Source organism: Methylocapsa polymorpha (assembly GCF_045689225.1).
Taxonomy (GTDB): domain Bacteria; phylum Pseudomonadota; class Alphaproteobacteria; order Rhizobiales; family Beijerinckiaceae; genus Methylocapsa; species Methylocapsa polymorpha.
In genome coordinates this window covers 3,001,730-3,025,979 of record NZ_CP136862.1, presented here as the reverse complement: position 1 = coordinate 3,025,979, position 24,250 = coordinate 3,001,730, and the positions used below count along the sequence as shown (strand labels likewise).

Sequence of the window (24,250 nt, the reverse complement as noted above, 5' to 3'; positions counted from 1 at the left end):
CGGTCGTTCGGTTATGAATGGGTCTCTGATCACGCAAACTACTTCTTCTTCCCGAAGGGATTGAGCCCGCTCAGCAATCCGCCGCCAAGGCCAGGCAGCTTCTCGCCGCCGAGACCGGGCAATTTCGGGGGATTGGCCAGAATGCCGGGAGGCGTACCGACGGGCAGGCCCGACGGCGGCTTTGGAGGCGCCTTGGCAGCCCCCCCGTGACCGGACGCAACTTGCTTTTGCCCGAGCTGTTTTTGCAAAGCGGCGATCTGGTCCGGCGTCGGCTGCGGCATGCCGGCGAGCGAATTTCCGCCGGGAAGGCCGAACATCGAGGCCATCTTGCCCATCGCGCCGCCGCGTTTGTTGGCCCCGCCCATGGACTTCATCATATCGGCCATCTGGCGATGCTGCTTCAACAGCTTGTTCACGTCCTCGACCTTGACCCCCGACCCGGCGGCGATCCGTCTTTTGCGCGAAGCCTTGAGGATGTCCGGGGTGCGCCGCTCCTCGCGCGTCATCGATGAAATTATGGCGCGCTGACGCTTGATGACGCGATCGTCGATATTGGCGGAGGCGAGTTGCTCCTTCATCTTGCCGACGCCCGGCAGCATGCCCATGATGCCGCCGAGGCCGCCGATCTTCTCGACTTGCGCAAGCTGGTCGGAGAGGTCTTCGAGGTCGAACTTGCCCTTGCGCATCTTCTCGGCGATGCGCTGCGCTTTTTCCGCATCGATTGACTCGGCGGCTTTTTCGACCAGCGAAACTATGTCGCCCATGCCGAGAATGCGATTGGCGATGCGGGCCGGATGGAAATCCTCCAGCGCGTCCATTTTCTCGCCGGCGCCGAGAAGCTTGATCGGCTTGCCGGTGACCGCGCGCATGGAGAGCGCCGCGCCGCCGCGCCCGTCGCCATCGACCCGCGTCAGCACGATGCCGGTGATGCCGACCCGCTCGTCGAAGCTTTTGGCGAGATTGACCGCGTCCTGGCCGGTGAGACTGTCGGCGATGAGAAGGATCTCATGCGGGCCGGAGGCCGCCTTGATCTCGACCATCTCGGCCATCAACGCTTCGTCGATATGAGTGCGGCCGGCCGTGTCGAGCATGACGACATCATAGCCTTGCAGGCGCGCCGCCTGTTCGGCGCGCTTGGCGATCTGCACCGGCGTCTGGCCCGCGATTACCGGCAGCGTATCGACGCCGACCTGGCGTCCGAGCACGGCGAGCTGCTCCTGCGCGGCTGGCCGCTTCACGTCGAGCGAGGCCATCAAGACCTTGCGCTTCATCTTTTCCGTGAGGCGCTTCGCAATCTTCGCCGTGGTCGTCGTCTTGCCGGCGCCTTGCAGGCCGACCATCATGATCGCAACCGGAGGCGCGGCGTCGAGATTGATTGGCTCCGCTTCCGCCCCTAGGGTCTCGATCAAGACGTCATTGACGATCTTGACCACCATCTGGCCGGGCGTCACCGATTTGATGACATTGGCGCCGACAGCGCGCGCGCGCACCTTATCGACGAAGGAGCGCACGACGTCGAGCGCGACATCCGCTTCGAGAAGCGCGCGGCGGACCTCGCGAAGAGCGACGTTCACGTCGGCGTCGGAAAGCGCGCCGCGCCGCGTCAGCGTATCGAAAATACCAGAGAGCTTTTCCGAAAGCCCTTCGAACATGCGCCTTGTCCTGTCGCAACCCCTCTGCTGGCAGAGGGCGGCCGCAGCTGCGGCCAAGTGAGGGGAATCTCCCTCCCTAACATAGTATGAAACCGCCGGCTCCGCCGCCCGCCGCGGCCGATTTTCCGCGCGGGATGTTTTTCCGCACGAAGCCCGAAGCCGAAACAGTCAACGCCAAACGCGCCCGGGGGCGCAACGCGCTGCCGAGCGTTCACCGCTTGCCTCGAAGGACAAGGCGGCTCGATTGCAATAGAAGACCTCTAGCGAAAGGTCCAAATGTTTCTTAAGCGCCCTGATCCCGAAAAGTCAAGGAAGCGGGCGCGCTCGGCAATTCGGAACCCGGGGGCGAACCCCCGTTTGCCGGAGCCCGCGAACATGCTAAATCGAAGCGCGAATACGTGAACGGCTCAGCCGCCGGGGTCGGCGGCCGGCGCGGGCGACAGGTCCCGGTAGCTCAGCAGGATAGAGCAACGGTTTCCTAAACCGTAGGTCAGGGGTTCGAATCCCTTCCGGGACGCCAGCACAATTAGACGTTTAGCCGTTTCGACAAGATCATTCTAATTATAGCATTCGTCTGTGTAAGCGGCGCGTCGCGTTTGCCTTTTGGCCGGCCGCAAAACTTCTCCACCCTCGACCTAACGCCGGCGCCTCCAGAGGACAGGCCGGCCAAACGGGAGTTGCGACGATGACGCAAGAACCTCATCAGATTCCACCTGACCCATCGCACAAGAGCGATCCATACAATCCCGCCACGGCGGTCCTCTATGGCCAGTTCGTCGAGGCGGCCTACACAATGTACAACGCCAACCCGAACAATCTAAGGCCGCCTCGATCTTCCGATTTTCCAAGCGGTTATCACCTCGCCGCCTGGGTCCTCATGCAGGACTTCATCTTCGAGAGCACAGGCCCGACCTTTTACGGCTTTATCGCCCAAAGCGAGGCTGATCCCAACCAGTTCATCCTGGCCATTCGCGGAACATCGAGCTGGGTCGAATGGTGGGACGACTTGAACGCAATCGTCCTTGTGCCGTTCAAGGACTTGGGGACCGGGTTGGTTGGCGCAGGCTTTGCGCGCATTTACGACACGCTCGAGGTCATCGCCAACCCCACCGGCGCCGCCGCTGCGGAATCCGCGGAGCCTCAATCGCTCAAGTCCGCCGGGGGATTTTCCCAACAGGTGGCCGCGTTGGTGAACCGTCGCGCCGTGGCCCCCCAACGGGCCGAAGCCGCAACCCCATCCACCTCGATCGCCGTCACCGCCCACAGCCTCGGCGCAGCGCTCGCAACCCTTTACGTGCTGGACAACGCATATAACGAGCGCATCCACAACCCGACAATCTACACGTTCGCATCGCCGCGCGTTGGAGACTTAACATTCGCTCGCGCGTTTAACGCGCTGCATCTAACGTCGTGGCGGATCGACAATTTGCCGGACCTCGTCCCCTATGTTCCGCTGGGCTTCACCCATGTCGATACGTTGCAACAATATGATTCGTTGCTGAAGGTTTGGCCTTCGCCGGCGTGCTGGCATGCGTTGACGACATATCTCAGCTTGATCGACCCTAAGCTACAGCCCAGCGCTGCCTGTCAACTACCGGAACTGGCGGCGGCGACCGCCCTCGTCGCCCGCCCGGCTGCGCCAGAGCTCGCGCGGGCGGCGGCGCCTGCTCCTACAACCCTATCCATTCCGGCCGGTCCCGTCACTATCAACATCACCATCAACGTCGGCGCGCGCGAATAGGCTGAAATTCTAGCGCGGCTTTCGTGATAAATTCCGCGCCGCGCTCACGTTAATCGAAAAGGGAGCAGGATATGTCGACACCCTCAAATATCCTGTCCCCGACACGGATCGCCACCGAAGCTCAAGAGGCGCCGATCACCAGCCAAGCAGCTTGCGCAAGAGCCCAATGACCCGGATCGAGAGCCAAAGGACGGCGAGCGCCACGAGCCCAAAAACCAGCCAATCGCCTTGCGTATTGAAACGATCCAGAAAATTCTTCTTGAAGCTGTCCCAATACGGGCGCCACCAAGGCGAATTTGGCGGGACCGGAGACTGGCGCTGAAACTGCGGCATGAAAAGATCTCCACTTATGTTTAAGCTTGCTTGACCCGGCGAGCCCAAACTGCCCCGCCACCCGATAACCCGGCCGACCGTCTACCATGGTCCAATTCAATCCATGGCGATGCAATCTACGCCATGCTTAAGAATGCCGGGACTTTATTTTTTGCAAGGAGCGGCTTCCGGTCGGACGCCGTTTCCCATTGGATCGTCGGATCGTCAATCACGACGATCGGCGCCCTTGAGCTGCGCTTGCCCGTGATCCATATATGCGCTCCTCTCCCACTCGAGCTGCTGAGAGACGGCAATGAGCTCACCATCGACTCGACCAGACAATTCCAAGGGGTTGCCGATCAACCGAATGATCGTAATTTTCGGCGTCGTCGGCGCCCTTGGGCTCATCGCCATGGGCGCGCGCCAGCTTATCGGCGCCGTCACCATCAAGACCATCCCAATCGTCGGGGAATGGCAAGCCGCCGGCAAGCCCTGGCGGATCGTGTTTCGGCCCGACAAGACGATTGCAAGCTTCTCCGGTCCCGCCCAACCGGGCGCGTCGGGAGGCGGCGTCTACTCGATCGATTATTTTGGAACGCTATGGGTGAAGATGGATGACGGCAGGACGTACACGGCGACGCTGATGGCCGAGACCCCCAATCGGATTGACCTCATCGACTCCAGCAGCGAAGGCGTGACTGTCTTGGAAAGAGCGCCGCCGGCGCCAAATCCGCTGGATTCGCCGGCAAACCTTCGAAATTAACTTTTGCCGGCCGAGCCTCGACGATCCGGCGCGGGTCGAGCAAAAACCAACTCCCCCGCATGGCGTAGCCATGGCGCGCGTCCCGGGCTATATGGTCGGCTCCGAGGAGAACCAATGACCGGGCCAGATCGAACATTCAACACCGCGGCGGAAGAGACCCATTTCGGCTTTTCCCGCGTTCCGCTTCGAGACAAGCAGGCGCGGGTCGACGAGGTTTTCCACAAGGTCGCTTCACGCTACGACCTCATGAACGATCTGATGTCGGCGGGCCTCCATCGGGTCTGGAAAGATATTTTCGCGGCGCGGGTCAAGCCGTCGCGGCAAACCCGGTTTCGTCATCTTGACGTCGCCGGGGGCACGGGCGACATCGCCTTTCGAATCGCGAAGGCGGGTTCGCGCCGCACCGAGATTACCGTGCTCGACATCAACGCCGACATGCTGGAGGTCGGACGCCAGCGCGCCGCCAAGCGTCGTTTCGAGGCGAAACTCGATTTCGTCGAGGCGAACGCCGAAGTCCTGCCTTTCGCCGACAATAGTTTCGACGCCTACACGATCGCCTTCGGCATCCGCAATGTGCCGCGGATCGATCAGGCGCTCGCCGAGGCCCGCCGGGTCCTGAAGCGCGGCGGCCAATTCCTCTGCCTCGAATTCTCAAATGTCGAAATGCCCGTTCTGGACCGGCTCTATGAGGTCTATTCCTTTCGGGCGATCCCCCTGCTCGGCCGGCTGGTGACGGGCGACGCGGACTCCTACCGCTATCTCGTCGAATCGATTGCCGGCTTTCCCGACGCCGAGAGCTTTCGCGCCAAGATCGCAGCGGCGGGACTCGAGCGCGCCGCCTTCACGAGGCTGACCGGCGGAATTGTCGCCATCCATTCCGGCTGGAAGCTTTAGGCGGGATTCGTGCGGTTCTCCTTAGGCTCTCTCCCGCGCCTCGCGCGCGCCGGTTTCGTGCTGGCGCGCGCCGGCGTCTTCAGCGACATCGACCCATCGCTCCTGCCGCCCTCCGCGCGGCTGCCGCTGGCGCTAGCGAAGCTCCTCTCCAGAGGCGTCGCCAGTCCAGGCCTCGCCAATCTTCCAAGCGCGATCGGCCGGCTTGGGCCCTCCTATGTCAAGCTCGGCCAGTTCCTTGCGACGCGTCCCGACGTGGTCGGCGCGGACGTCGTCAAGCATCTTGAGCTTCTACAGGACCGGATGGCGCCGTTTCCGCGCGAGGTCGCGATCGCCACGGTCGAGGCCGCCTTCGGCCAGCCGCTCAAAACCATTTTCATCGAGTTTGGCGAGCCGGTCGCGGCGGCTTCGATCGCCCAGGTCCATAAGGCGCGGGTGAAGGACGTCAATGGCGAGCGCGACGTCGCCGTCAAGGTGCTGCGTCCGGGAGTCGAGCGGCGCTTCCGCCGCGACCTCGGCGACATGTATTTCGCCGCCCATCTCGCCGAGCGATGGATCTACGAGGCCCGGCGCTTGAAGCCTGTCGAAGTCGTCGACACGCTGGCCCGCTCGGTCAAGATGGAGATGGACTTCCGGCTCGAAGCCGCCGCCGCGTCCGAATTCGCCGAGAATGTCGAAAAGGATCTCGACTTCCGCGTGCCGCGCATCGACTGGGAGCGGACCGAGAAAGAGGTGCTCACCCTCGAATGGATCGATGGGACGCCTCTGTCGGACATACCGGCGCTCGCCAGCAAAGGCTATGATTTGCCGGACCTCGGCCGCGTCGTCATTCAATCTTTCCTGCGCCACGCGATGCGCGACGGGTTTTTCCACGCCGACATGCACCAAGGCAATCTGTTCGCCGATTCGCAAGGCCGGCTGACGGCCGTCGATTTCGGCATTATGGGGCGCCTCGGCTTCAACGAACGGCGGTTTCTCGCCGAAATCCTCTATGGCTTCATCATGCGCGACTATCGCCGTGTCGCCGAGGTGCATTTCGAAGCCGGCTATGTGCCGCGCATCCATAAGGTCGAGGATTTCGCGCAAGCCATTCGCGCGATCGGCGAGCCTATTCATTCGCGCACGGCCGATCAGATTTCCATGGCGAAGCTTCTGACGCTGCTCTTCGAGGTCACCGCCCTTTTCGACATGAAGACGCGGATCGAGCTTGTCCTTCTGCAAAAGACCATGGTCGTCGTCGAGGGCGTGGGGCGCACGCTCGACCCCAAGCTCGATATGTGGTCGACCTCGGAACCCGTGGTCCGCGCCTGGATTGAGGAGAACCTCGGCCCTTTCGGCAAGTTGCAGGACGCCGGCCGCGCCGCCTCTACGCTCGCGCGTTTCGCCGCCAATCTGCCTTTGGCTCTCGTCCGCGCCGAAAATATCGTGAACCGTCTCGAAGCCATGGCCGAAGACGGGTTCGAGCTCTCCGAAAGCGCGATCGGAAAAATCGGGGAAGCGGAGGCGCGCGGGGCGCGCTTGGGGCATATCGCGCTCTGGATCATCGCCGGACTCATTCTATTGCACTTTTTGCACTGAACTCCGCCGCTCCATCGCATCGTTCCATCTGTTCGCGAAATGCGCTAGAGAATGCTTTGCGAATAGGCGCGGACGTTTCGGAAAAGATTTTGCTCCGAGCCTAGCAAAGACGGCGCATGATCGTTTCGACATAGAGCGATCCCCCTCATCTTCGCCCTTTCGTTTTCTCTTTCCGTCTGACGCCTGGACCATGCTGCCGCAAGACAAGCTCGATCTCATCCTGCGCCGCCACGAGGAAATCTCGGCCCGCCTCGCCGAGGCGCCGGAGGCCTCGGTTTACGTCGCCTTGTCGCGCGAGCTCGCCGGGCTCGAGGATGTCGCCAAAGCCATTCGCGATTTTCGCACGCAGGAGCAGGAACTCGCCGGCCTTGAGGCGATGCTGGCCGATCCGGCGACCGACGCGGAAATGCGCGGCCTCGCCGAAGAGGAATTGCGGGACGCCCAGGCGAGGCTCTCGGAGCTCGAGCAAAATCTGAAGGTCTCGCTCCTGCCCAAGGACGCGGCGGACGAAAAAAGCGCCATTCTCGAAATCCGCGCGGGAACCGGCGGCGACGAGGCCGCGCTTTTCGCGGGCGATCTTTTCCGCATGTATCAGCGCTACGCGGAAAGCAAGGGCTGGCGCGTCGAGATCATGTCGGCGAGCGAGGGAACCGCCGGGGGATATAAGGAAATCATCGCCGAGATAGCCGGGCGCGGCGTCTTCGCGCGGCTGAAATTCGAATCCGGCGCGCATCGGGTGCAGCGCGTGCCAGACACCGAGACGCAGGGCCGCATCCATACCTCGGCCGCGACCGTCGCGGTTCTGCCCGAAGCGGAGGACGTCGACGTCGACATCAATGACGCGGATCTGAAGATCGACACGATGCGGGCGCAAGGGGCCGGCGGCCAGCACGTCAACAAGACCGAGTCCGCGATCCGCATCACGCATATTCCGACGGGAACCATCATCTTCGTTCAGGACGAGCGCTCGCAGCACAAGAACAGGGCCCGCGCCATGGCGCTTCTGCGCGCCCGCATCTATGACATGGAGCGCCAGAGGCTCGACGCCGAACGCTCCGCTGACCGGCGCAGCCAAGTCGGCTCCGGCGACCGCTCGGAGCGGATCCGCACCTATAATTTCCCGCAAGGGCGCCTCACCGATCATCGGATCAATCTGACGCTCTACAAGCTCGACAAGGTAATGACCGGAGAGGCGCTGGACGAAGTGATCGACGCGCTCGTCACCCATCATCAGGCGCAGCTCCTCGCCGCCAGCGAGAGCTGAGCACTGTGAGGCTTTGGCTCGCATCCTGGCAGTTTTGGGCCTTGGCCTCGGCGAGCTTTGCGGCGCTGACGGCGATATTCGCCAAGGTCGGGGTCGAAAACGTCAATTCCGATTTCGCGACCTTCATTCGCACGATCGTCATTCTGGCCGTCGTCGCCGCGATCCTCGCCGCGACGAAACAATATCAGCCGCTGGACGTCATCTCGGGGCGAACCTATCTGTTTCTGGCTCTTTCTGGGCTCGCGACCGGCGCATCCTGGCTCTGCTATTTCCGCGCGCTAAAGCTCGGCGACGCCGCGCGGGTCGCGCCGATCGACAAGCTTTCGACCGTCCTCGTCGCAGTCTTCGGCGTCGCCTTTTTAGGGGAGCGTCTCTCGACCCCGAATTGGCTCGGCGTTCTTCTGATCGCCTGCGGGGCCTTGCTCGTCGCCTACAAGGGCTGACCCCTTAGAAGGAACCAAACCGGCCATCGATGGTTAGCCATGTCTCCGTCAACGAGCAGGCCCTCGCAAGAAGCGCCGAGGCTGCTTAGCCCTCCACGAAATCTCGGCGTAGCCGCGTCTTTTTGGAGCGAAGAGAGCGAAATCCGGTCAATTCGAATTGGAAGACTCGCGTTTAGGCCGTGAGCGGACATGATCTGATGCGAGGGCAGTTCCGCAGATCATGTTTTGAGCAACAGCCGATGCGAGCCGGTTGGCGGCGCGGGGGCCTTCACGCAAAGAAGTCGGAATCAAATCATGCTCATACGATACGGCTATGAATTGGCGTTCAATTGTCCGCAGCCGACATTGATGGTCTGCCTCCTCGACGCGCATCGCGAACGTTCGCAGGAGTTGCGCTACGAGATCCCGCCGGCGACGATCCCGCCGATACCCACAACGACCTATCTCGACACCTTCGGCAATACGGTGCGGAGGTTCATCGCGCCGACCGGCGACCTGACGATTACGTCCGACGCCGTCATCGAGGACAGCGGCCTGCCCGATCCGGTGGAACTGGACGCGAGAGAGGTCCCGGTCGAACAATTGCCCAACGATGCTTTGGTGTTTCTGCTCGGCAGCCGCTATTGCGAAACCGACAAGCTCGCCGATATCGCCTGGCTCCATTTCGGATCGAGCCCGCGCGGCTGGCGCCGCGTTCAAGCGATCTGCGACTTCGTCTATGGTCATTTGACCTTCGGCTACGAGCATGCGCGCGCCACCCGCACCGCTTTTGACGCCTATCAGGAGCGCATCGGCGTCTGCCGGGATTTCGCCCATCTCGCCGTGGCCTTCTGCCGCTGCATGAATATTCCGGCGCGTTACGCGAATGGATTTTTGGGCGACATTGGCGTGCCGCCGGACCCGGCCCCAATGGACTACAACGCCTGGTTCGAAGTCTTTCTCGACGGACGCTGGTTCACCTTCGACGCGCGCCACAATACGCCGCGCATCGGCCGCATCACCGTCGCCCGCGGACGTGACGCGACGGATATCCCGCTCGCGACCTCTTTCGGTCCGCACACATTGAAGACTTTCCGCGTCTGGACGGACGAAGTGGACGCGGCCACTCTGCAGGACCTCAAGCGCCGCAGCGCTTGAACCCCACCGCCTCCCTCGGCCGCCACGACCGGCGAACTGCGGCGTTATTTCAGACGGCGAGCTGACCACTTTCTCCGTTGGATCGGCATTCTCCTTCATCGCATCTTGACGATTTGGACCTAATAAAGTCACGGTCTGGTTCCAATCCCCAACGGAATCCGACGCGTTAGCCGACATTGGGTCAAATCTTGTCCGGAAACAGGCTAGGCCAAATTCGCATCCGCCCTCCAAGGCGCGGGCCTGTCTCGGGCCGGCGCCTCGGCGGCGTTCTCGCGGTCGTGCTGTCGACTTTGAGCCTCGCCGCCTGCTCCAGCAATATCAAAGGCTTTCTCGTCCCCGTCGCCGAAGGCGCTCCGGGGACCAGCCAGGTTGAAATGGTGGTCGCGACGACAAGGCTGAAAGCCAGTTCGCCGGCTGAAATGTTCTCCGGCGCGCGGGCCATTTCGCCGGCCTTCGCCGACATCATCGTGTCAATTCCGCCGGATGGGGCGCGCCGCATCGGCGAGGTTCAATGGCCGCAGCAAGTTCCCGGCAATCCGGCGACGGATTTCGTGACCCGCAAAGCCGACATCATCGACAGGCAGCAGGCGCTGGCCTTGTTCCACACGCTTGTCCAAAACGCGCCCAAGCGGCAGGCGCTCGTTTTCGTCCATGGATTCAATAATCGCTTCGAGGACGCGGTCTTCCGCTTCGCGCAATTCGTCCATGACTCGGGCGCCGACGTGGCGCCCGTTCTCTTCACCTGGCCCTCGAAGGGCAGCGTCCTCGCCTATGGCTATGACCGGGAAAGCGCGAGCTACTCCCGCGACGCGCTCGAGGCGCTTCTGCGCGCGCTTGCGAAAGATCCAAAAGTCGGCGAAGTGTCGATCCTCGCGCATTCGATGGGCAATTGGGTGACGCTCGAAGCCTTGCGGCAGATGGCGATCCGCGACGGCAAGGTGGCGGAGAAGATCCGCGCCGTCCTTCTTGCGGCGCCCGACGTCGATGTCGATCTCGCGCGCGAGCAGATCGCGACCATGGGGCCGCAACGGCCGAACTTCACGTTATTCGTCTCGGAGGACGATCGCGCCCTTGCGCTCTCACGCAAACTATGGGGCGGTCCCAGGCTCGGCTCGATCGATCCCAACGTCGAGCCCTATAAGAGCGACCTTGCGCGCGAAAGGATCAATGTCGTCAACCTCACGACCTTCCGCTCAACCGACGAATTGAATCATGGTAAATTCTCGGACAATCCGAAGGTGGTCGAGCTTATCGGCCAAAGCCTCGCGAGCGGCCAGACATTGACCGATTCAAGGGTGGGCCTCGGCGAAAGCATCATGCTGACGACAACCGGCGCGGCGTCAACCGTCGGCAACGCCGCGAGCCTCATCGTCTCGGCGCCGGTCGCCATTGTGGATCCGCTGACCCGCGAACATTTGAGCGATCAGGCGGACGCCCTCGGCGAATCCCTTCGCGGCGTCCCAGCGGCCCGATAGCAGCCTATGCGAAGATCGCGGCAGCGACGCCAAACCGCAATGCCGGCTAGCATGACGCGCGGCCGGTCGCAGTTCTGTTGAGGGGTTGGGGGCAATCGTCCGATCGAGAAGAAACCGGACCGAATCACAAGGCTGGCGCCTGCCAACCTTGAACTAGGCGGGGCGCTTTATGCCGCGCAGGAAAGCTTGACCGCGACGCCGGTGGCGAGAATCCGCTTGAGCTGCACGCCGGTCTCTTCGACAGGAACGCCATCGGTCTCATAATCAAGGCCGATGATTGCGTCGGCGTCGATGTCTTCCGCCCGGCGGATGAGTTCGCGCAGAGCGAGCTCGCGCCAATTGCCCTGCTGCGGGGCGCCGTTCGCGGCATGCCAAGCAGAGGCGGCCTTGATCTTGCCGATCGTATAAAGGACGCGTCCGCCTTCGATAATGTCGGTGGAGCTGATACGCATGGTCCCGCCTCCGAAAACCCCATAATCCGTAATACTGGAAGGTTTCCCATGGCTTAACGTCTGCCCGGACCAACCCTCTAGGATGGGAATATGGCAGGTTCGAGATGAACGGGAGGTGACGCGGCGCACAGGCCGGAAAGTTCGCCTCAGTGACGGAAATGCCGCACTCCGGTCATCACCATCGCGAGACCGGCTGCGTCGGCGGCTTTGACGATCTCGTCGTCGCGCACGGACCCGCCGGGCTGAATGACGGCGGTCGCTCCGGCTTCTGCCGCCGCGAGGAGGCCGTCGGCGAATGGAAAGAAGGCGTCCGAGGCGACGACGGACCCTTTGGCCAGGCTTTCCGCCAATCCCAGAGCCTTGGCGGCTTCCGCGGCCTTCATCGCGGCGATCCTGGATGAATCGACGCGGCTCATTTGCCCCGCGCCTATGCCGACCGTTGCGCCCCCTTTGGCGTAGACAATCGCATTGGATTTCACATGCTTGGCGACGCGAAAAGCGAATTTGAGATCGCGCCATTCCGCTTCGCTCGGCGGGCGCTTGGTCGCTATGCGCAAATCCATGTCGTCGACGACGGCATTGTCGCGGCTTTGCACCAGCATGCCGCCCGCGACCGGCCGATAGGCGAGGGCCGCCGCCCTCGGATCGGGCAGGCCGCCGGTCAGGAGGAGACGCAAGTTTTTCTTGGTTGCGACAATCGCGATCGCGTCTTCATCGGCGTCAGGCGCAATGATGACTTCGGTGAAAATCTTGACGATCTCGGCCGCCGCCTCTGCGTCCAATCTGCGATTGAGCGCGATGATGCCGCCAAACGCCGAGACCGGATCGCAACGAAGCGCGAGCTCATAGGCCTCGCGCAGCGTCGCCGCCTCTGCGACGCCGCAAGGATTGGCGTGTTTGATGATAGCGACCGCGGCCGTGCGAAGCGGATCGAACTCGGCGATAAGCTCGAAGGCCGCGTCGGTGTCGCCGACATTATTGTAAGAGAGCTGCTTGCCCTGGACTTGCCGCGCGGTCGCCACCCCGTAACGACGCTCGGGCGAATGATAAAAGGCTGCGGTCTGATGCGGATTCTCGCCATAGCGCAGGCTTGCGGCAAGCTTGCCGCCGAAGGCGCGATAGGCCGGAGCTGGTTCGCCAATCTCATTGGCGAGCCAATTTGAGATCATGGCGTCATACGCGGCTGTGCGCGCAAAAGCCTTTTGCGCGAGTTTCTGGCGCAGATCGAGGCCGGTGGCGCCGCCTTGCGCCTTCAATTCTTCGAGGACCAGTCCATAATCCTCGACATCGACGACGACCGCGACGTCGCGAAAGTTTTTCGCAGCGCCCCTGATCATCGCCGGGCCGCCAATGTCGATATTTTCAATGCAATCGGCGAAATCGGCGCCCCTGCCGATCGTCGCCTCAAAGGGATAAAGGTTCACGACAAGAAGGTCGATCGGCGCAATGCCATGGGCGAGGATCGCCGCTTCATGCTCGGGGTTCTCCCGGATCGCCAGAAGTCCGCCATGGACTTTCGGATGCAGGGTCTTCACCCGCCCGTCGAGCAGTTCCGGGAAACCCGTGAGATCCGTGACGTCCCTGACCGCGAGGCCGGCTTCAGCGAGCGCCTTTCGCGTGCCGCCGGTCGAGACCAGCTCGATTCCAAGACCAGCGAGGCCTTGCGCGAAGCCCACGAGGCCGGTCTTGTCGGAAACGGAAATAAGCGCCCGAAAGGCGCGGCGAAGCTCGGTCGGCATGACGGTTTCCTGATGAAGCGCCCGTGAACCCGGCGGCGCGCCAGCGCGCTGGTCTCAGACTCGTCGCGAGAGACGATCGGGGAACATATTGCGACAGCCTGTTAGCACGAAGCGCAGGCCGCTCCTATCCTCTCAGAGTGGTGCAGCCTTTCGCCCTATTCCGCCGGCGCCAAGCTGCGAGCCCCCTCGGCCGAAGCACCGCCGCGCAATGGCGGCGCGAACCGCCGCAGCCGCAGCGCATTTGTGACCACGAAGACCGAAGAGAAGGCCATGGCGCCGGCGGCCAACATCGGCGACAGAAGAACGCCGAAAGCCGGATAAAGCGCGCCCGCCGCGACGGGGATCAGGATGATGTTATAGGCGAAGGCCCAGAACAGATTCTGCTTGATGTTGCGCATCGTGACCCGGCTCAGCGCCACCGCCGTCGCTGCGCCTGCGAGGTCGCCGCTCATCAACACGACATCGGCCGCCTCTATGGCGACATCCGTCCCGCTGCCGATTGCAAGGCCGACATCGGCGCGCGCCAGCGCCGGCGCATCATTGATGCCGTCGCCGACAAAGGCGATCGCGCGATGCCGCGCGCGGAGCTGGTCCAACGCCTCGATCTTGCCTTCGGGCAGGACTTCGGCGACGACCTTCTCGATCCCGACGGCCTTGGCGATGGCTTCCGCCGCGCACCGATTATCGCCGGTGACCATAAGGATTTCGAGCCCCTGCCCGCGCAGCGCCTCGACAGCCTGCCTGGCGCCTGGCGCAATGGGGTCCGCAACCACGATCAACGCTGCAAGCTTGCCGTCAATAGCGGCGTAGAGGGGCGACTTCGCCGCCTCGCCGAACCGCGCCGCAGCCTCGGCGAAGGCGGAGACGTCAACGCCCTTCGCCGCCATGAACCGGTCGGCGCCAACCGCGACGTGGCGGCCTTCTACTTCGGCTTCGACGCCGAGGCCGGGCTTGGCGGCGAACTTGACCGCCGACCTGCCATTCGCCTCCGACCGACGCGATGAGAATGGCCACCAACCCTTGGAAGCCGGCTCGACCGCCTGTTTGCGCGCAGCCCCTGCCCGTTCGGCGGCGGCGACAATGGCGACGGCGACCGGATGTTCGGATCGCGCCTCGACGGCGGCGACGAGCCCCAGAACTTCGGCGCGGTCGAACCCCGGCGCGACGAGAAAATCGGTCAGTTCGGGATGGCCCTTAGTGATCGTGCCCGTCTTGTCCAGGGCAATCGCGGTGATGTTAGAGAGCGTCTGCAAGGCGTCTCCCTTGCGAAAGAGGACGCCCAATTCAGCCGCGCGCCCGGTTCCGACCATGATCGACACCGGCGTGGCGAGGCCCATGGCGCAGGGGCAGGCGATGATCAGCACGGCGACCGTCAAGGTCAGCGCATAGCTCAAGGAAGGCTCCGGCCCGAGCCAAAGCCAAATCGCGAAAGTCAAAGCCGCCACGGCCATCACCGCCGGGACGAACCATGCGGTCACCTTGTCGACCAGCGCCTGGATCGGCAGTTTGGCCCCTTGCGCTTCCTCCACCATACGGATGATCTGCGCCAGAACCGTGTCGGCGCCGATCTTGGCGACGCGGAAGGAAAAGCTTCCCGTCGTGTTGATCGTTCCGCCGACCACATTGGCGCCGACGCCCTTGGTCACCGGCCTCGGCTCGCCGGTCAGCATCGATTCGTCGACGAAAGAAGAGCCTTCGACCACCTGCCCGTCGACCGGCACTTTTTCACCGGGCTTGACCAGAACAATGTCGCCGACCGCGACGTCCTCAAGGGGGACTTCGACCACTGAACCGTCTCGCAGCAGCCGAGCGGTCTTGGGCTTGAGCCCGATCAGCCGCTCGATCGCCGCCCCGGCCCGCCCTTTGGCGCGCGCCTCGAGGCTGCGGCCGAGCAGGATCAATGTCACGATCACGGCGGCGGATTCGAAATAGACATGCGAGGTTCCGGCCGGGAATAGGCCCGGCGCAAAAGTGACCAGGGTCGAATAGGCGAAGGCCGCGCCTGAGCCGAGCGCGACCAGCGCGTTCATGTCAGGGGCGCCGCGCCAGAGCGCCGGAAATCCCGCCGTGAAGAAGCGCAGGCCAGGACCGAAGAGAACGAGCGCGGTGAGGGCGAATTGGATGATCCGGCTCGTCTGCATCCCTATGGTCGCCATGATGAAATCATGCACGCCGGGAATAGCATGGGCGCCCATCTCGAGCGCGAAGACAGGCGCGGTCAGGACAAGCGCCAGGAAGAGCGCGCGAAAGAGGCTGTCGGCTTCGGCCCGGCCTTCGTCGGGCCTCGAATCCGATCCGGCGTCCAGCTTGATCTCACGTGCGGGATAGCCCGCCGCCGACGCGGCTTTGGCGAGAGCCTCAGGGCTCGTCGCGCCGCTGACGAATCGCACCGTCCCGGTCTTGGCGGCGAGATTCACATTAGCCTCGACGACGCCCGGGACGCTTTTGAAGGCTCTCTCGGCGCGGTTCACGCAGGAGGCGCAATTCAATTTCTCGATATTGAACCGCGCCGTTTCGATCGCGGTCTCATAGCCGGCTTTGCGGATCGCGGCGACAACCGCTTCGATGTCCGGCGATCCCGAAAACGTCACTGAGGCCCGCTTCGTCGCGAGATTGACCGCGGCGGAAGCGACGCCGGGCGCGGCGCTGATCGCCTTCTCGACCCGCGCCACGCAGGAGGCGCAGGCCATGCCTTCGACGCGAAGGGTGACGGCGGCGGCCCTTTTGGAGCCGGCGGCGAGAGAAGACATCGACCCATCCTTTGCCGAATGCGGAGCCGGCTCCCGGCTCCTTCCTCGGTCATCCCAGTTTCTCGATTTTGAGCTATGCTTTTTCTATCGCCGTCTCATACCCGGCCTTGCCGATCGCGGCGATGACCGCCTCTATATCGGGCGACCCTGAAAAAGTCACCGCGGCGCGTTTCGCCTCGAGATCGACCGTGGCCGAAGCAACGCCGGGCGTCGCGAGAATCGCATTCTCCACCCGCTCCGCGCAGGAAGAGCAGGCCATGCCTTCGACGCGAAGAGTAATGGCGTTGTTTGAACGAGCTGGGGCAGAAGACATGCGCGATTTCCTTCAACTCTGGCGGAGGGTCCTCATAACATTCTAGATCATCGCGGAGCAGCACGAAAACAAGAGGCGTAAAGCTCTCGGAAAGGGTTGGCGTTTGAGGCGGCCTTTGACGGCCGCGCTCGCCGGCTCTTTCGACCCGGGCCAAGAATGTCTACATGGGAAGAAATTGGAGGAGCGCCATGTCGAAACCGATCGTCGTCACCGTGCCGCATGATCTCGGCGCCGAAGCGGCAAAAAAACGCATTTCGGAGCGAATTGATCTTTTGCGGCATGATTATATCGACAAATTGGCTTATTCCGAAGTCGCCTGGACCGGCTACAGGGCGGACTTAAGGGTCGTTGCTCTCGGCCAAACGGTCACCGCGCAACTCGACGTCGCGCCTGATAGCCTGCGCATCGAAGTGCAGCTTCCGTGGGTCCTGGCAATTTTGTCCGACAAGATTCAAGGGGCCTTGACCAGCAACGCCCAGGACTCGCTTAGGATCGGACATACCCCGCCCAAAGCCTGATCAGAAGAACGCACGTTCGGCCTGTAATGGCTAGTGAGCCTGGGGCGCGCATTGGCCGATGGTCGAGCCGCTCGACATCATCCCCGGCGAGGCCAAAATCGGCCTCGCCTTAATTTGGCAATATCAAATTATATATATCTGATATAATTCTAGTTATATAGTTTGGGATTTCGCTCACGCGGCCACGAAGCGACCGAATGTCGCCTTGCGTGCGGGGATGGGTTTTACTCGACAGCGACCATCACGTCGGAAGATTTGATGATGGCATGCGCCTTCTTGCCCTTGGCGAGCCCGAGTTCGTCCACCGATTCATTCGTGATGGACGCGGTGACGATTCCGCCTTTGATTTCAATCTCGACATGCGCGGTCGTCGCGCCCTTGTGAACCTCTTTGATCGTGCCTTCGAGGAAGTTGCGAGCCGAAATTTTCATTTCTGTTTCCTTTCCAAACGAAAGCTCCGACGCTTGGCGCGGAGCTGAGGTTCTGTGGCCATAAAAACATGGCCGAACGTACATAGGTTTTTCCAGGACGCCCGGCTAGAGCGCGCCTTTTAAAAAGTTGATCGGTATTTCGACTCAGTCATTGTGCGGCTCGATCAGTCCGGCGTTGTGCTTCGCCGATCAGCCGGAGGGATCTATTCGACAAAGATCTGCTCTAAGGGCTAAAGACCCTCTCTGGTGGCGTGAGGCCGGCCGAACGACCCGGAGAAGAGCCTTGAATTTGCCTATCCTGCCGGACGCTGTTCTTGATCAATTCCAGGCCGACGACGTTCCATTTCTCGATCTCACGACGCATGTTCTGGGCGTTGGCGCTGAGCCCGGCCGCATGAGTTTCGCGGCGCGCGACGCCATGGTCGTCGCCTGCGCCGAGGAGGCGGCGCGAATCATCGAGCGCGCCGGCGCGAAGGTGGTTCTGCACGCTGCCTCCGGCGCTACGCTCGATCCGGGCGCGGCGATCCTAACCGCCACGGGGCTTGCGGCGGCGCTTCTTCGCTCGTGGAAGATAGCGCAAAATCTCATCGAGACGGCGGCGGGAATTGCAACCGCGACAAGAAACATCGTGGACGCCGCGCGCGCGGTTGCGCCGCATGTCTCAATCGCCTGCACACGCAAGAATGCGCCCGGCACAAAGCTGATGGCGGTGAAGGCGATCCTCGCCGGCGGCGGTGCGCCGCACCGTCTGGGCCTATCTGAAACCATTTTGATCTTCGCCGAGCATCGCGCCTTTCTCTCCGGCCTGGCGGAAACGGAGATCATCGCCTTGGCGCGGCGTGACGCGGCGGAGAAGAAGATCGTCGTCGAAGTAGGATCGCTCGAGGAGGCGCTGGCTTTCGGCAAAGCAGGCGCCGATGTGATTCAGGCGGAAAAATTCCGGCCCGCGCAGATCGCCGCGCTCCGCAGCGCGCTCGGAGGCGACGTCCGCCGCCCGCTCATCGCCGCGGCGGGCGGCGTCAACGCCGGTAATGGCGCGGAATTTGCTGCAGCGGGTGCGGATATACTCGTCACATCGGCGCCCTATTGGGGAAAACCCCTTGATGTCGCCGTCCGCATCGAGGCGGCCTAAACAATGTGGCGAGGGACTGAACTTATTGATTGAAAAATTCTGCGCCAAGCCTATTCGGGTAGAGCATGTCCTAAACCGAAAAGGTCATTCTCTTTTGGTTTAAGACACGCTCTAGGCTCCGGCTGAGAAAATGTTGGAAATTCCAAAACAGCGAGCCATTCGGCCAAGCCTCAAGACGGCGCTTGCGGCGCGGGTGCTGCACCACGACCGCGAACTGGCGTTGACGACGCTTTTTTTCGAGGACGGCGAATTGCGGGTGCCGGTCATCGATTATCCAATCGGCGCGGGCGTCACGGTCAGGATTGACGCGCGCGACGTTTCAATCGCCCTGTCGCGGCCGATGGACGTATCAATCACGAACCGCCTGCCTGGTGAGATCGCGGAGCTAGCCCATCTCTCGCCGCCCTATGTTCGGGTGACCTTCAATCTCGGCAGGACGCATTTGCATGCGCTCGTCACCAGCGAATCGGTCGACCGGCTCGCTCTCGCGCCAGGCGTCGGCGCCTGGGTGATGATCAAGGCCGTCGCGATTTCGGGGCGCGAGCTCAAGCCGAATCTCGCGCCGCAGCCGAGACCCTGGCCTTTGGATCGAAAGACCAGTCCAGAGAAGCCGTGATTTCGTCGACGGATTTTTTCGCCGAGTTCGAGGTGTGGCGCTCAATCGAGCGGTAAAGCGCGACCAATCGTTCGCCGAACTGGGTGATCTCGGCGCCGCCGCCGCGCCGGCCGGGAAATGTCGCAACCACCGGACTTTCGAACGTGCGGTTCAACGCGTCGACGCTGAGCCAGCATTTTCGATAAGAGAGCTGCAAGGCGCGGCTGGCTCCAATGATCGAGCGCTCAATGCGGATCGTGTCGATCAAGGCGAGATCCTCCGGCCCGAACGAGCCCCCATTTGGCAGATTGAGCTGTATGGTGACATAGGCGGCTTGCCGTTTGCTCTTTGGCATGAAGCGTCCTTTGTGCCTGCAGACCGATGCCGGACTGCGTCCTCTTGGCCGAGCGTTCTCGTTTGCCTTAGCCCAATCGCCGCGCCGGCTGAGGAGCGCATGCGGCCAATTGGAAGCTCCGAGCGTCGCCGAGCCGGACGGCCCCGTCACGCTGCACGGCATAATGAAACGAGCCTGCGCTTTCTTGAATTTCGTGATTCATGAGGGCGCAGGAATAGATTGGTGTCGTCGAGCCATATTCAACAGGTATCAGCTATCCGCTGCAACCTAATTATATGCATGAAGCGCAATCAGCTTAAATTGAATCATCTTGGCGCATTTTTAATCGAACATGATCTTAACGCGAGACCGGTATCCATCTTCGAAGATCATGCCTCGGCCGCAGCGCGCCCCCGATCAGGCGCTCAATCCATGAAAAGGCTGGAGCGAGGTTCGAATATCATGCGTTCGCTCTCGCAAAGCATGATCGCCCGCACTGTGGCCTCGCCGATCGCGCGCGCCCGTTCGTCGATCCCGGTCCATTTCGAGGCGCGGCCGCGAGGGTCGACCTCGACGAGCTTGACGCCCGCGGGCATCTCGGCGCCGTCGCGCGCGAGCCCGCGCAAAATTCCGTCAATGGGGGCGGCGACTGGCGCGCCATCGAGATGGCCGAGAATGACGCCCTTGAACACGCGTGCGCCTATGTCGAGCGCGCTCCGCCAACGTCCCGCCGCATGGGTGTAGACGAAGCGCTCCACGCCAACGCCGCCGAGCTGGCTTGGCGCGCTGTCTTGTGGTTCGGTCGCCCCGTCGCGGAGCACAAGGCCAGCGCGATCGGGTCGCGTCTCGATGGCGACATCGCAATTGCCGCGAGCCGTGAAGCCGGGGCCAAGCCCGATCGTGACCCTGGCCAATCCGCGCAAACGGGGCATCACCCCCCGTTTGTGCATGCGCGCGTCGACGATGACGTCGAGCGGCCCGAGCACGAGCAAATCCGTCAGGCCGAGACTGGTCACCGCGACCTGATCCTCACGCGACGCGATTTCGAAAAGCTCGCTCGCGCTCTCTATTCGCGCAGCCGCGGTCGCCTCGATCAGAGGCGCATCGTCATAGAGCGCATCGTAAAAGGCCATCCCACGCCGTATCACAGGCGCCAAAGGATCATGCGTCAGCGCCACGGCGCGTCCGAAACGGCTCAGAAAGACCGCGACCGCCGAAGCGATCTCATTCGTGCCGAGCACCACCGCAAGCCGCAGCTTCGGATGGATCGGCGCGTCGGGGAGTCCTGGATCGCTTCGCGCGGGATTCTGCGTCATGTTCATATGTGATTCGCCTGCGCCGGATGCGATAAGCTCCCTGATAAGCGATCAATATAAAGCACTATATCGCTCGACGCAAATCAAAGCGCTTACCGATGCGGGGCGTCGTCTCCGCCTCCCATCGCCCTCCAACGATATTCCAAGCAACCCGCATACTTAAGGCGCGACGCCCAATCCACAGACCAACCTGCGGGCGGCGACGATGCTGAATTGGCGATTTTGTGTCGCAAAAACTTATGCTGGCCGTCCTAGTCGATGCGATGGCCGACGCCAACGCGCCGACGGCGGCATCGGACAAAGTCATCAATCGATCATGGGCCAGGCAATAATGTCCTATAATAGCAATTCATTTGAAAATATTTCAATCATGCTAAAGGTTTAAATAGGACTGTATATATTCCATGAAATAAGTATGCAACGTGGCGCTGGCTAGAAATCGGTAATAAATTGCGCAACTACACTTGAATGCACGCGGCGAGCCGCATAGTATTAGCTGCACACTTAGTGATTTAGCTGAAACTCCAAGCGATGTTCGGCGTTCACCAAGTCGTGTCTTACGCCACAGGAGGAAACCATGCAGCGTCGCGAATTTATCGCCGCCGTCGGAACCGCCGCCGCTATGGCCGCGGCGGCGCCCGCCTTTGCTCAAGCCGCCGCCGAAGAGCAAATGCATCCGCCGAAATACAAGGCCCTCGAAGAAACGACGTCCCGTTGCGTCGCAACCGGCAATGATTGTCTCCGGCATTGCTTCGGCATGTTCGCCATGAAAGACACGAGCATGACGGCTTGCGCCGATTCGGCGTATCAGCTCATCGCCGCCTGCGGCGCGCTGCAGTCGCTCGCCGCGGTCAATTCCCCGCACACCGGCCATTTCGCCAAGGTTGTGGAGATGATCTGCACGGACTGCCAGAAGGAATGCGATAAATTTCCACATGTTGTGGAATGCAAGGACTGCGGCGAAGCCTGTAAGAAATGCGCCGAAGAGTGCCGTAAGATCTCCGCCTGACCATTGATCGGGTCGGCGGCTTACAGGGATCTCCACGAAAGTGGAAAGCGAAAAGCCGCCGGAACGCGCCAGCGTCATGTCGCTGCGCAGGCGCCGTCTTCCCTCGAGAGGATGGCGCCGACCGTGGAGGCGGGGACCCTTCATTCCAGCTTGCGCCCGTAGGGACCCCCAGCCCATAATGGGTTTATGACACCTTCCGGCACCCTTCCCCCTCATTCGAAGCCGCTTTTTCGGTCGCGCCGCCCGCAGTCCAGCCGGACATGAGCGCGACGATCGCGCCTTTCGGCGCCTGGGTTTCGCCGGTGAGCGTCGAACTCATGACCGCCGCGACGGTCGGGCTCGGCTCGATCGCCGTCGATGGGCGGAGCCTTTATTGGCTCGAAGCCCGGCCGGCCGAAGCCGGACGCACGGTTCTATGCCGGCGCGGACCCGATGGCCGGATCGACGAGCTGACGCCGGCGCCGGTCAATGTCGGAAGCCGCGTTCACGAATATGGCGGCGGCGCCTATGCGGTCGTCGATGGCGTCATCGTCTATAGCGAGCGCAAGGACGGCGGCGTCTGGCTCGTCGAAGGCGCCGCGCCGCCGCATCGGATCCCCACTCCGGAAGGCTGCCGCTACGCCGATTTCGAGTTTGACCTGCCGCGCCGGCGCGTGCTTGCCGTGCGCGAAGATCATCGCTCGCGCCCGCCCACCGATCCCAAGGCTTCGATCGTGGCCTTGCCTCTCGATCCGTCAGGGAATGAGTCGGTCCTGGTCGAAGGTCCCGATTTCCTGAGTTCGCCTCGCCTCTCGCCCAAAGGCGAAAGACTCGCCTGGATCGCTTGGGATCATCCCGACATGCCGTGGGATGGAACGAGGCTTTATGTCGCCGAACTCGGGCCGGACGGCGGGCTCGGCCCAGCGCGACTCATTGCCGGAGAAACGCCGGAAGCGATCGTGCAGCCGGCCTGGTCCCCTGACGCATGCCTGTATTTCTGCTCCGACCGAACCGGCTGGTGGAACCTCTACGCCTTGCGCGACGGCGCCGTGACGCCCTTAGCCCCGGTCGAGGCGGAAATCGGCGGCCCGCATTGGGTGTTTCGTCAGCGCTTCTATGATTTTCTGCCGGACGGCCGGGCGATTGTCGCAATCGTGCGGGGCGGGATCAGAACCGCAGCGCTGATCGCCGAAGGAAAGATCGGGCCCCTCGATCTCGGGCAGGTCCAGGAATGTCCGCAGCCGCTCGGAGATGGGCTCGCCTATATTGCGACGCCGCCGACAGCGCCGCCGGCGGTGGTCGTGGCGGAGACGGTCGCAGGCGCAGCGCCCCGCGTCGTGCGGGCCGCTGCGCCGGCCGTGCTTTCGCCCGAGGCGATCTCGCTCGGCCAGGCGATCGAATTCGCGTCACGCGGCGGCGTGAGCCACGCCTTCTGGTATCCGCCGAAGAACGCGGAATTTGAGGGTCCTCACGGCGCATTGCCGCCCCTTATCGTGCTGTCGCATGGCGGTCCCACCAGCATGACGACAAATCATTTCAACTTGAACGTCCAATGGTGGACCAGTCGCGGCTTCGGCGTCGTCGACGTCAATTACGGCGGCTCGACCGGCTTCGGCCGCCCCTATCGTCGCCTGCTCGACGGGCAATGGGGCGTGGTCGATGTCGAGGACTGTAGCGCCGCCGCAAGATATCTGGTCGAACGCGGCCTCGTCGATGGCGCAAGGCTCGCCATTCGCGGCGGCAGCGCCGGAGGCTTCACCACGCTCGCCGCGCTGACCTCCTCGACGCTTTTCAGGGCCGGGGCGAGCCTCTATGGCGTCGCCGACCTCATGCTGCTTGCGCAGGATACGCACAAATTCGAGTCCCGCTATCTCGACAGGCTGATCGGCCCGCTGCCTGAGCGCCAGGCGCTCTATGCCGAACGGTCGCCAATTCATCACATTGATCGGCTCGCCTGCCCCGTGATCTTCTTTCAAGGCGAGGACGACAAGACGGTTCCGCCCAATCAGGCCGAAACGATGGTTGCGGCGATGAAAGCGCGCCGCCTTCCGGTCGCCTATTATCTTTTCGAAGGCGAAGGCCACGGATTTCGTAAGGCCGAGACGCTGCGCCGCGTGCTCGAACTCGAGCTCGATTTTTACGGCCGCGCGTTCGACTTCGTAGCGCCTGGCTTGAGCGAACGCGTCGCGATTGCAAATATGTCAGCCTGATAGCCGTTCAAAGCAGGCGACGACGACCCTGCGCATGCGTCAGATCGCGAGCGCTTTTGGCGTGAGGTTTGCGACGGAAAACCCAAGCAAAGGCGATGAAATGAGCGCCCGCCATTTGGCGCGCTCAAAGCGGCGAACCGGGGTCCACCGGGTTAGAGTTCGGCTCGAATTTCGCGCCTGCGGCGGTCAACGCCAACCATGATGCGACATGCGAAT

The 24,250-nt window shown here is 62.5% G+C and carries 22 protein-coding genes and 1 tRNA gene; 14 read left to right on the top strand and 9 right to left on the bottom strand.

The window, feature by feature from the left end:
* Positions 1 to 38: 38 nt before the first annotated feature.
* A complete protein-coding gene (ffh, locus tag RZS28_RS13985; RefSeq protein ID WP_407338349.1) occupies positions 39 to 1,652 on the bottom strand; it encodes a signal recognition particle protein in 1,614 nt (537 codons plus the stop codon).
* Positions 1,653 to 2,095: 443 nt separating this feature from the next.
* On the opposite strand from ffh, the gene RZS28_RS13980 reads away from it, so the two are divergent.
* Together RZS28_RS13980 and RZS28_RS13975 are read left to right on the top strand one after the other, a co-directional pair.
* Positions 2,096 to 2,172: transfer RNA gene (locus RZS28_RS13980), tRNA-Arg, on the top strand.
* Between the two features lie 165 nt (positions 2,173 to 2,337).
* Positions 2,338 to 3,393: a lipase family protein gene (locus tag RZS28_RS13975; RefSeq protein WP_407338348.1), complete on the top strand. Its 1,056-nt coding sequence runs from the start codon at positions 2,338 to 2,340 to the stop codon at positions 3,391 to 3,393.
* Positions 3,394 to 3,528: 135 nt separating this feature from the next.
* Here the strand turns inward: RZS28_RS13975 and RZS28_RS13970 are convergent, their stop codons facing one another.
* Positions 3,529 to 3,726 carry a hypothetical protein gene (locus tag RZS28_RS13970; RefSeq protein WP_407338347.1) on the bottom strand — a complete coding sequence of 66 codons (198 nt, stop codon included), beginning with the start codon at positions 3,724 to 3,726 and terminating at the stop codon, positions 3,529 to 3,531.
* Between the two features lie 346 nt (positions 3,727 to 4,072).
* Here RZS28_RS13970 and RZS28_RS13965 point away from each other — a divergent pair, with 346 nt between their 5' ends.
* The 7 genes from RZS28_RS13965 to RZS28_RS13935 all read left to right on the top strand — a co-directional run bounded on the left by RZS28_RS13965 (position 4,073) and on the right by RZS28_RS13935 (position 11,256).
* Positions 4,073 to 4,468, top strand: coding sequence for a hypothetical protein (locus RZS28_RS13965; RefSeq protein ID WP_407338346.1), 396 nt, complete (start codon positions 4,073 to 4,075; stop codon positions 4,466 to 4,468).
* 114 nt (positions 4,469 to 4,582) lie between these two features.
* A complete protein-coding gene (ubiE, locus tag RZS28_RS13960; protein ID WP_407338345.1) occupies positions 4,583 to 5,362 on the top strand; it encodes a bifunctional demethylmenaquinone methyltransferase/2-methoxy-6-polyprenyl-1,4-benzoquinol methylase UbiE in 780 nt (259 codons plus the stop codon).
* 9 nt (positions 5,363 to 5,371) lie between these two features.
* Positions 5,372 to 6,937, top strand: a complete 1,566-nt coding sequence (gene ubiB / locus RZS28_RS13955) for a 2-polyprenylphenol 6-hydroxylase (protein WP_407338344.1) — start codon at positions 5,372 to 5,374, stop codon at positions 6,935 to 6,937.
* A 190-nt stretch (positions 6,938 to 7,127) separates the two neighbouring features.
* The gene (prfA, locus tag RZS28_RS13950; protein WP_407338343.1) at positions 7,128 to 8,201 is read left to right on the top strand and encodes a peptide chain release factor 1; all 1,074 of its coding nucleotides are present in this window, start codon (positions 7,128 to 7,130) and stop codon (positions 8,199 to 8,201) included.
* Between the two features lie 5 nt (positions 8,202 to 8,206).
* On the top strand, positions 8,207 to 8,644 hold the full coding sequence (locus RZS28_RS13945; protein WP_407338342.1) for an EamA family transporter: 438 nt from the start codon (positions 8,207 to 8,209) through the stop codon (positions 8,642 to 8,644).
* 294 nt (positions 8,645 to 8,938) lie between these two features.
* Entirely contained in the window at positions 8,939 to 9,781 is an 843-nt protein-coding gene (locus tag RZS28_RS13940; RefSeq protein ID WP_407338341.1) for a transglutaminase family protein, read from the top strand.
* Positions 9,782 to 9,969: 188 nt separating this feature from the next.
* The gene (locus tag RZS28_RS13935) at positions 9,970 to 11,256 is read left to right on the top strand and encodes an alpha/beta hydrolase (RefSeq protein ID WP_407338340.1); all 1,287 of its coding nucleotides are present in this window, start codon (positions 9,970 to 9,972) and stop codon (positions 11,254 to 11,256) included.
* Positions 11,257 to 11,423: 167 nt separating this feature from the next.
* Here the strand turns inward: RZS28_RS13935 and RZS28_RS13930 are convergent, their stop codons facing one another.
* From RZS28_RS13930 to RZS28_RS13915, 4 genes are all read right to left on the bottom strand, one after another.
* Positions 11,424 to 11,708 (bottom strand): heavy metal-binding domain-containing protein, encoded by a 285-nt coding sequence (locus tag RZS28_RS13930; RefSeq protein WP_407338339.1) that lies wholly within the window; start codon positions 11,706 to 11,708, stop codon positions 11,424 to 11,426.
* A 146-nt stretch (positions 11,709 to 11,854) separates the two neighbouring features.
* On the bottom strand, positions 11,855 to 13,447 hold the full coding sequence (gene purH / locus RZS28_RS13925; protein ID WP_407338338.1) for a bifunctional phosphoribosylaminoimidazolecarboxamide formyltransferase/IMP cyclohydrolase: 1,593 nt from the start codon (positions 13,445 to 13,447) through the stop codon (positions 11,855 to 11,857).
* 155 nt (positions 13,448 to 13,602) lie between these two features.
* On the bottom strand, positions 13,603 to 16,197 hold the full coding sequence (locus RZS28_RS13920) for a heavy metal translocating P-type ATPase (protein ID WP_407338337.1): 2,595 nt from the start codon (positions 16,195 to 16,197) through the stop codon (positions 13,603 to 13,605).
* Positions 16,198 to 16,270: 73 nt separating this feature from the next.
* Positions 16,271 to 16,510 (bottom strand): heavy-metal-associated domain-containing protein, encoded by a 240-nt coding sequence (locus tag RZS28_RS13915; RefSeq protein WP_407338336.1) that lies wholly within the window; start codon positions 16,508 to 16,510, stop codon positions 16,271 to 16,273.
* A gap of 188 nt (positions 16,511 to 16,698) precedes the next feature.
* Here RZS28_RS13915 and RZS28_RS13910 point away from each other — a divergent pair, with 188 nt between their 5' ends.
* Positions 16,699 to 17,028 carry a polyhydroxyalkanoic acid system family protein gene (locus tag RZS28_RS13910; RefSeq protein ID WP_407338335.1) on the top strand — a complete coding sequence of 110 codons (330 nt, stop codon included), beginning with the start codon at positions 16,699 to 16,701 and terminating at the stop codon, positions 17,026 to 17,028.
* A gap of 224 nt (positions 17,029 to 17,252) precedes the next feature.
* Here RZS28_RS13910 and RZS28_RS13905 read toward each other — a convergent pair whose 3' ends face one another.
* Positions 17,253 to 17,459 (bottom strand): molybdopterin-binding protein, encoded by a 207-nt coding sequence (locus tag RZS28_RS13905; RefSeq protein ID WP_407338334.1) that lies wholly within the window; start codon positions 17,457 to 17,459, stop codon positions 17,253 to 17,255.
* Positions 17,460 to 17,742: 283 nt separating this feature from the next.
* Here RZS28_RS13905 and modD point away from each other — a divergent pair, with 283 nt between their 5' ends.
* Positions 17,743 to 18,591, top strand: coding sequence for a ModD protein (gene modD / locus RZS28_RS13900; RefSeq protein WP_407338333.1), 849 nt, complete (start codon positions 17,743 to 17,745; stop codon positions 18,589 to 18,591).
* 130 nt (positions 18,592 to 18,721) lie between these two features.
* On the top strand, positions 18,722 to 19,207 hold the full coding sequence (locus tag RZS28_RS13895) for a TOBE domain-containing protein (protein WP_407338332.1): 486 nt from the start codon (positions 18,722 to 18,724) through the stop codon (positions 19,205 to 19,207).
* Here RZS28_RS13895 and RZS28_RS13890 read toward each other — a convergent pair.
* A complete protein-coding gene (locus RZS28_RS13890) occupies positions 19,137 to 19,541 on the bottom strand; it encodes a winged helix-turn-helix domain-containing protein (RefSeq protein WP_407338331.1) in 405 nt (134 codons plus the stop codon). The genes RZS28_RS13895 and RZS28_RS13890 overlap by 71 nt on opposite strands.
* Positions 19,542 to 19,945: 404 nt before the next feature.
* Positions 19,946 to 20,842 (bottom strand): xanthine dehydrogenase, encoded by an 897-nt coding sequence (locus RZS28_RS13885; protein ID WP_407338330.1) that lies wholly within the window; start codon positions 20,840 to 20,842, stop codon positions 19,946 to 19,948.
* A gap of 571 nt (positions 20,843 to 21,413) precedes the next feature.
* Between RZS28_RS13885 and RZS28_RS13880 the strand changes: the two genes are divergently transcribed.
* Together RZS28_RS13880 and RZS28_RS13875 are read left to right on the top strand one after the other, a co-directional pair.
* Positions 21,414 to 21,845, top strand: coding sequence for a four-helix bundle copper-binding protein (locus RZS28_RS13880; protein WP_407338329.1), 432 nt, complete (start codon positions 21,414 to 21,416; stop codon positions 21,843 to 21,845).
* Between the two features lie 260 nt (positions 21,846 to 22,105).
* Positions 22,106 to 24,034: a S9 family peptidase gene (locus RZS28_RS13875; RefSeq protein WP_407338328.1), complete on the top strand. Its 1,929-nt coding sequence runs from the start codon at positions 22,106 to 22,108 to the stop codon at positions 24,032 to 24,034.
* The last annotated feature ends 216 nt before the right edge of the window (positions 24,035 to 24,250 follow it).

Coding starts and splice junctions, on each gene's coding strand:
- RZS28_RS13970 (WP_407338347.1), bottom strand. CDS start 3,726: ATGCCGCAGTTTCAGCGCCAGTCTCCGGTCCCGCCAAATTCGCCTTGG.
- RZS28_RS13915 (WP_407338336.1), bottom strand. CDS start 16,510: ATGTCTTCTGCCCCAGCTCGTTCAAACAACGCCATTACTCTTCGCGTC.
- RZS28_RS13885 (WP_407338330.1), bottom strand. CDS start 20,842: ATGAACATGACGCAGAATCCCGCGCGAAGCGATCCAGGACTCCCCGAC.
- RZS28_RS13940 (WP_407338341.1), top strand. CDS start 8,939: ATGCTCATACGATACGGCTATGAATTGGCGTTCAATTGTCCGCAGCCG.
- RZS28_RS13905 (WP_407338334.1), bottom strand. CDS start 17,459: ATGAAAATTTCGGCTCGCAACTTCCTCGAAGGCACGATCAAAGAGGTT.
- ffh (WP_407338349.1), bottom strand. CDS start 1,652: ATGTTCGAAGGGCTTTCGGAAAAGCTCTCTGGTATTTTCGATACGCTG.
- RZS28_RS13880 (WP_407338329.1), top strand. CDS start 21,414: ATGCAGCGTCGCGAATTTATCGCCGCCGTCGGAACCGCCGCCGCTATG.
- purH (WP_407338338.1), bottom strand. CDS start 13,447: ATGCCGACCGAGCTTCGCCGCGCCTTTCGGGCGCTTATTTCCGTTTCC.
- RZS28_RS13930 (WP_407338339.1), bottom strand. CDS start 11,708: ATGCGTATCAGCTCCACCGACATTATCGAAGGCGGACGCGTCCTTTAT.
- RZS28_RS13895 (WP_407338332.1), top strand. CDS start 18,722: ATGTTGGAAATTCCAAAACAGCGAGCCATTCGGCCAAGCCTCAAGACG.
- prfA (WP_407338343.1), top strand. CDS start 7,128: ATGCTGCCGCAAGACAAGCTCGATCTCATCCTGCGCCGCCACGAGGAA.
- ubiE (WP_407338345.1), top strand. CDS start 4,583: ATGACCGGGCCAGATCGAACATTCAACACCGCGGCGGAAGAGACCCAT.
- RZS28_RS13920 (WP_407338337.1), bottom strand. CDS start 16,197: ATGTCTTCTCTCGCCGCCGGCTCCAAAAGGGCCGCCGCCGTCACCCTT.
- RZS28_RS13965 (WP_407338346.1), top strand. CDS start 4,073: ATGATCGTAATTTTCGGCGTCGTCGGCGCCCTTGGGCTCATCGCCATG.
- RZS28_RS13890 (WP_407338331.1), bottom strand. CDS start 19,541: ATGCCAAAGAGCAAACGGCAAGCCGCCTATGTCACCATACAGCTCAAT.
- RZS28_RS13910 (WP_407338335.1), top strand. CDS start 16,699: ATGTCGAAACCGATCGTCGTCACCGTGCCGCATGATCTCGGCGCCGAA.
- RZS28_RS13975 (WP_407338348.1), top strand. CDS start 2,338: ATGACGCAAGAACCTCATCAGATTCCACCTGACCCATCGCACAAGAGC.
- RZS28_RS13875 (WP_407338328.1), top strand. CDS start 22,106: ATGAGCGCGACGATCGCGCCTTTCGGCGCCTGGGTTTCGCCGGTGAGC.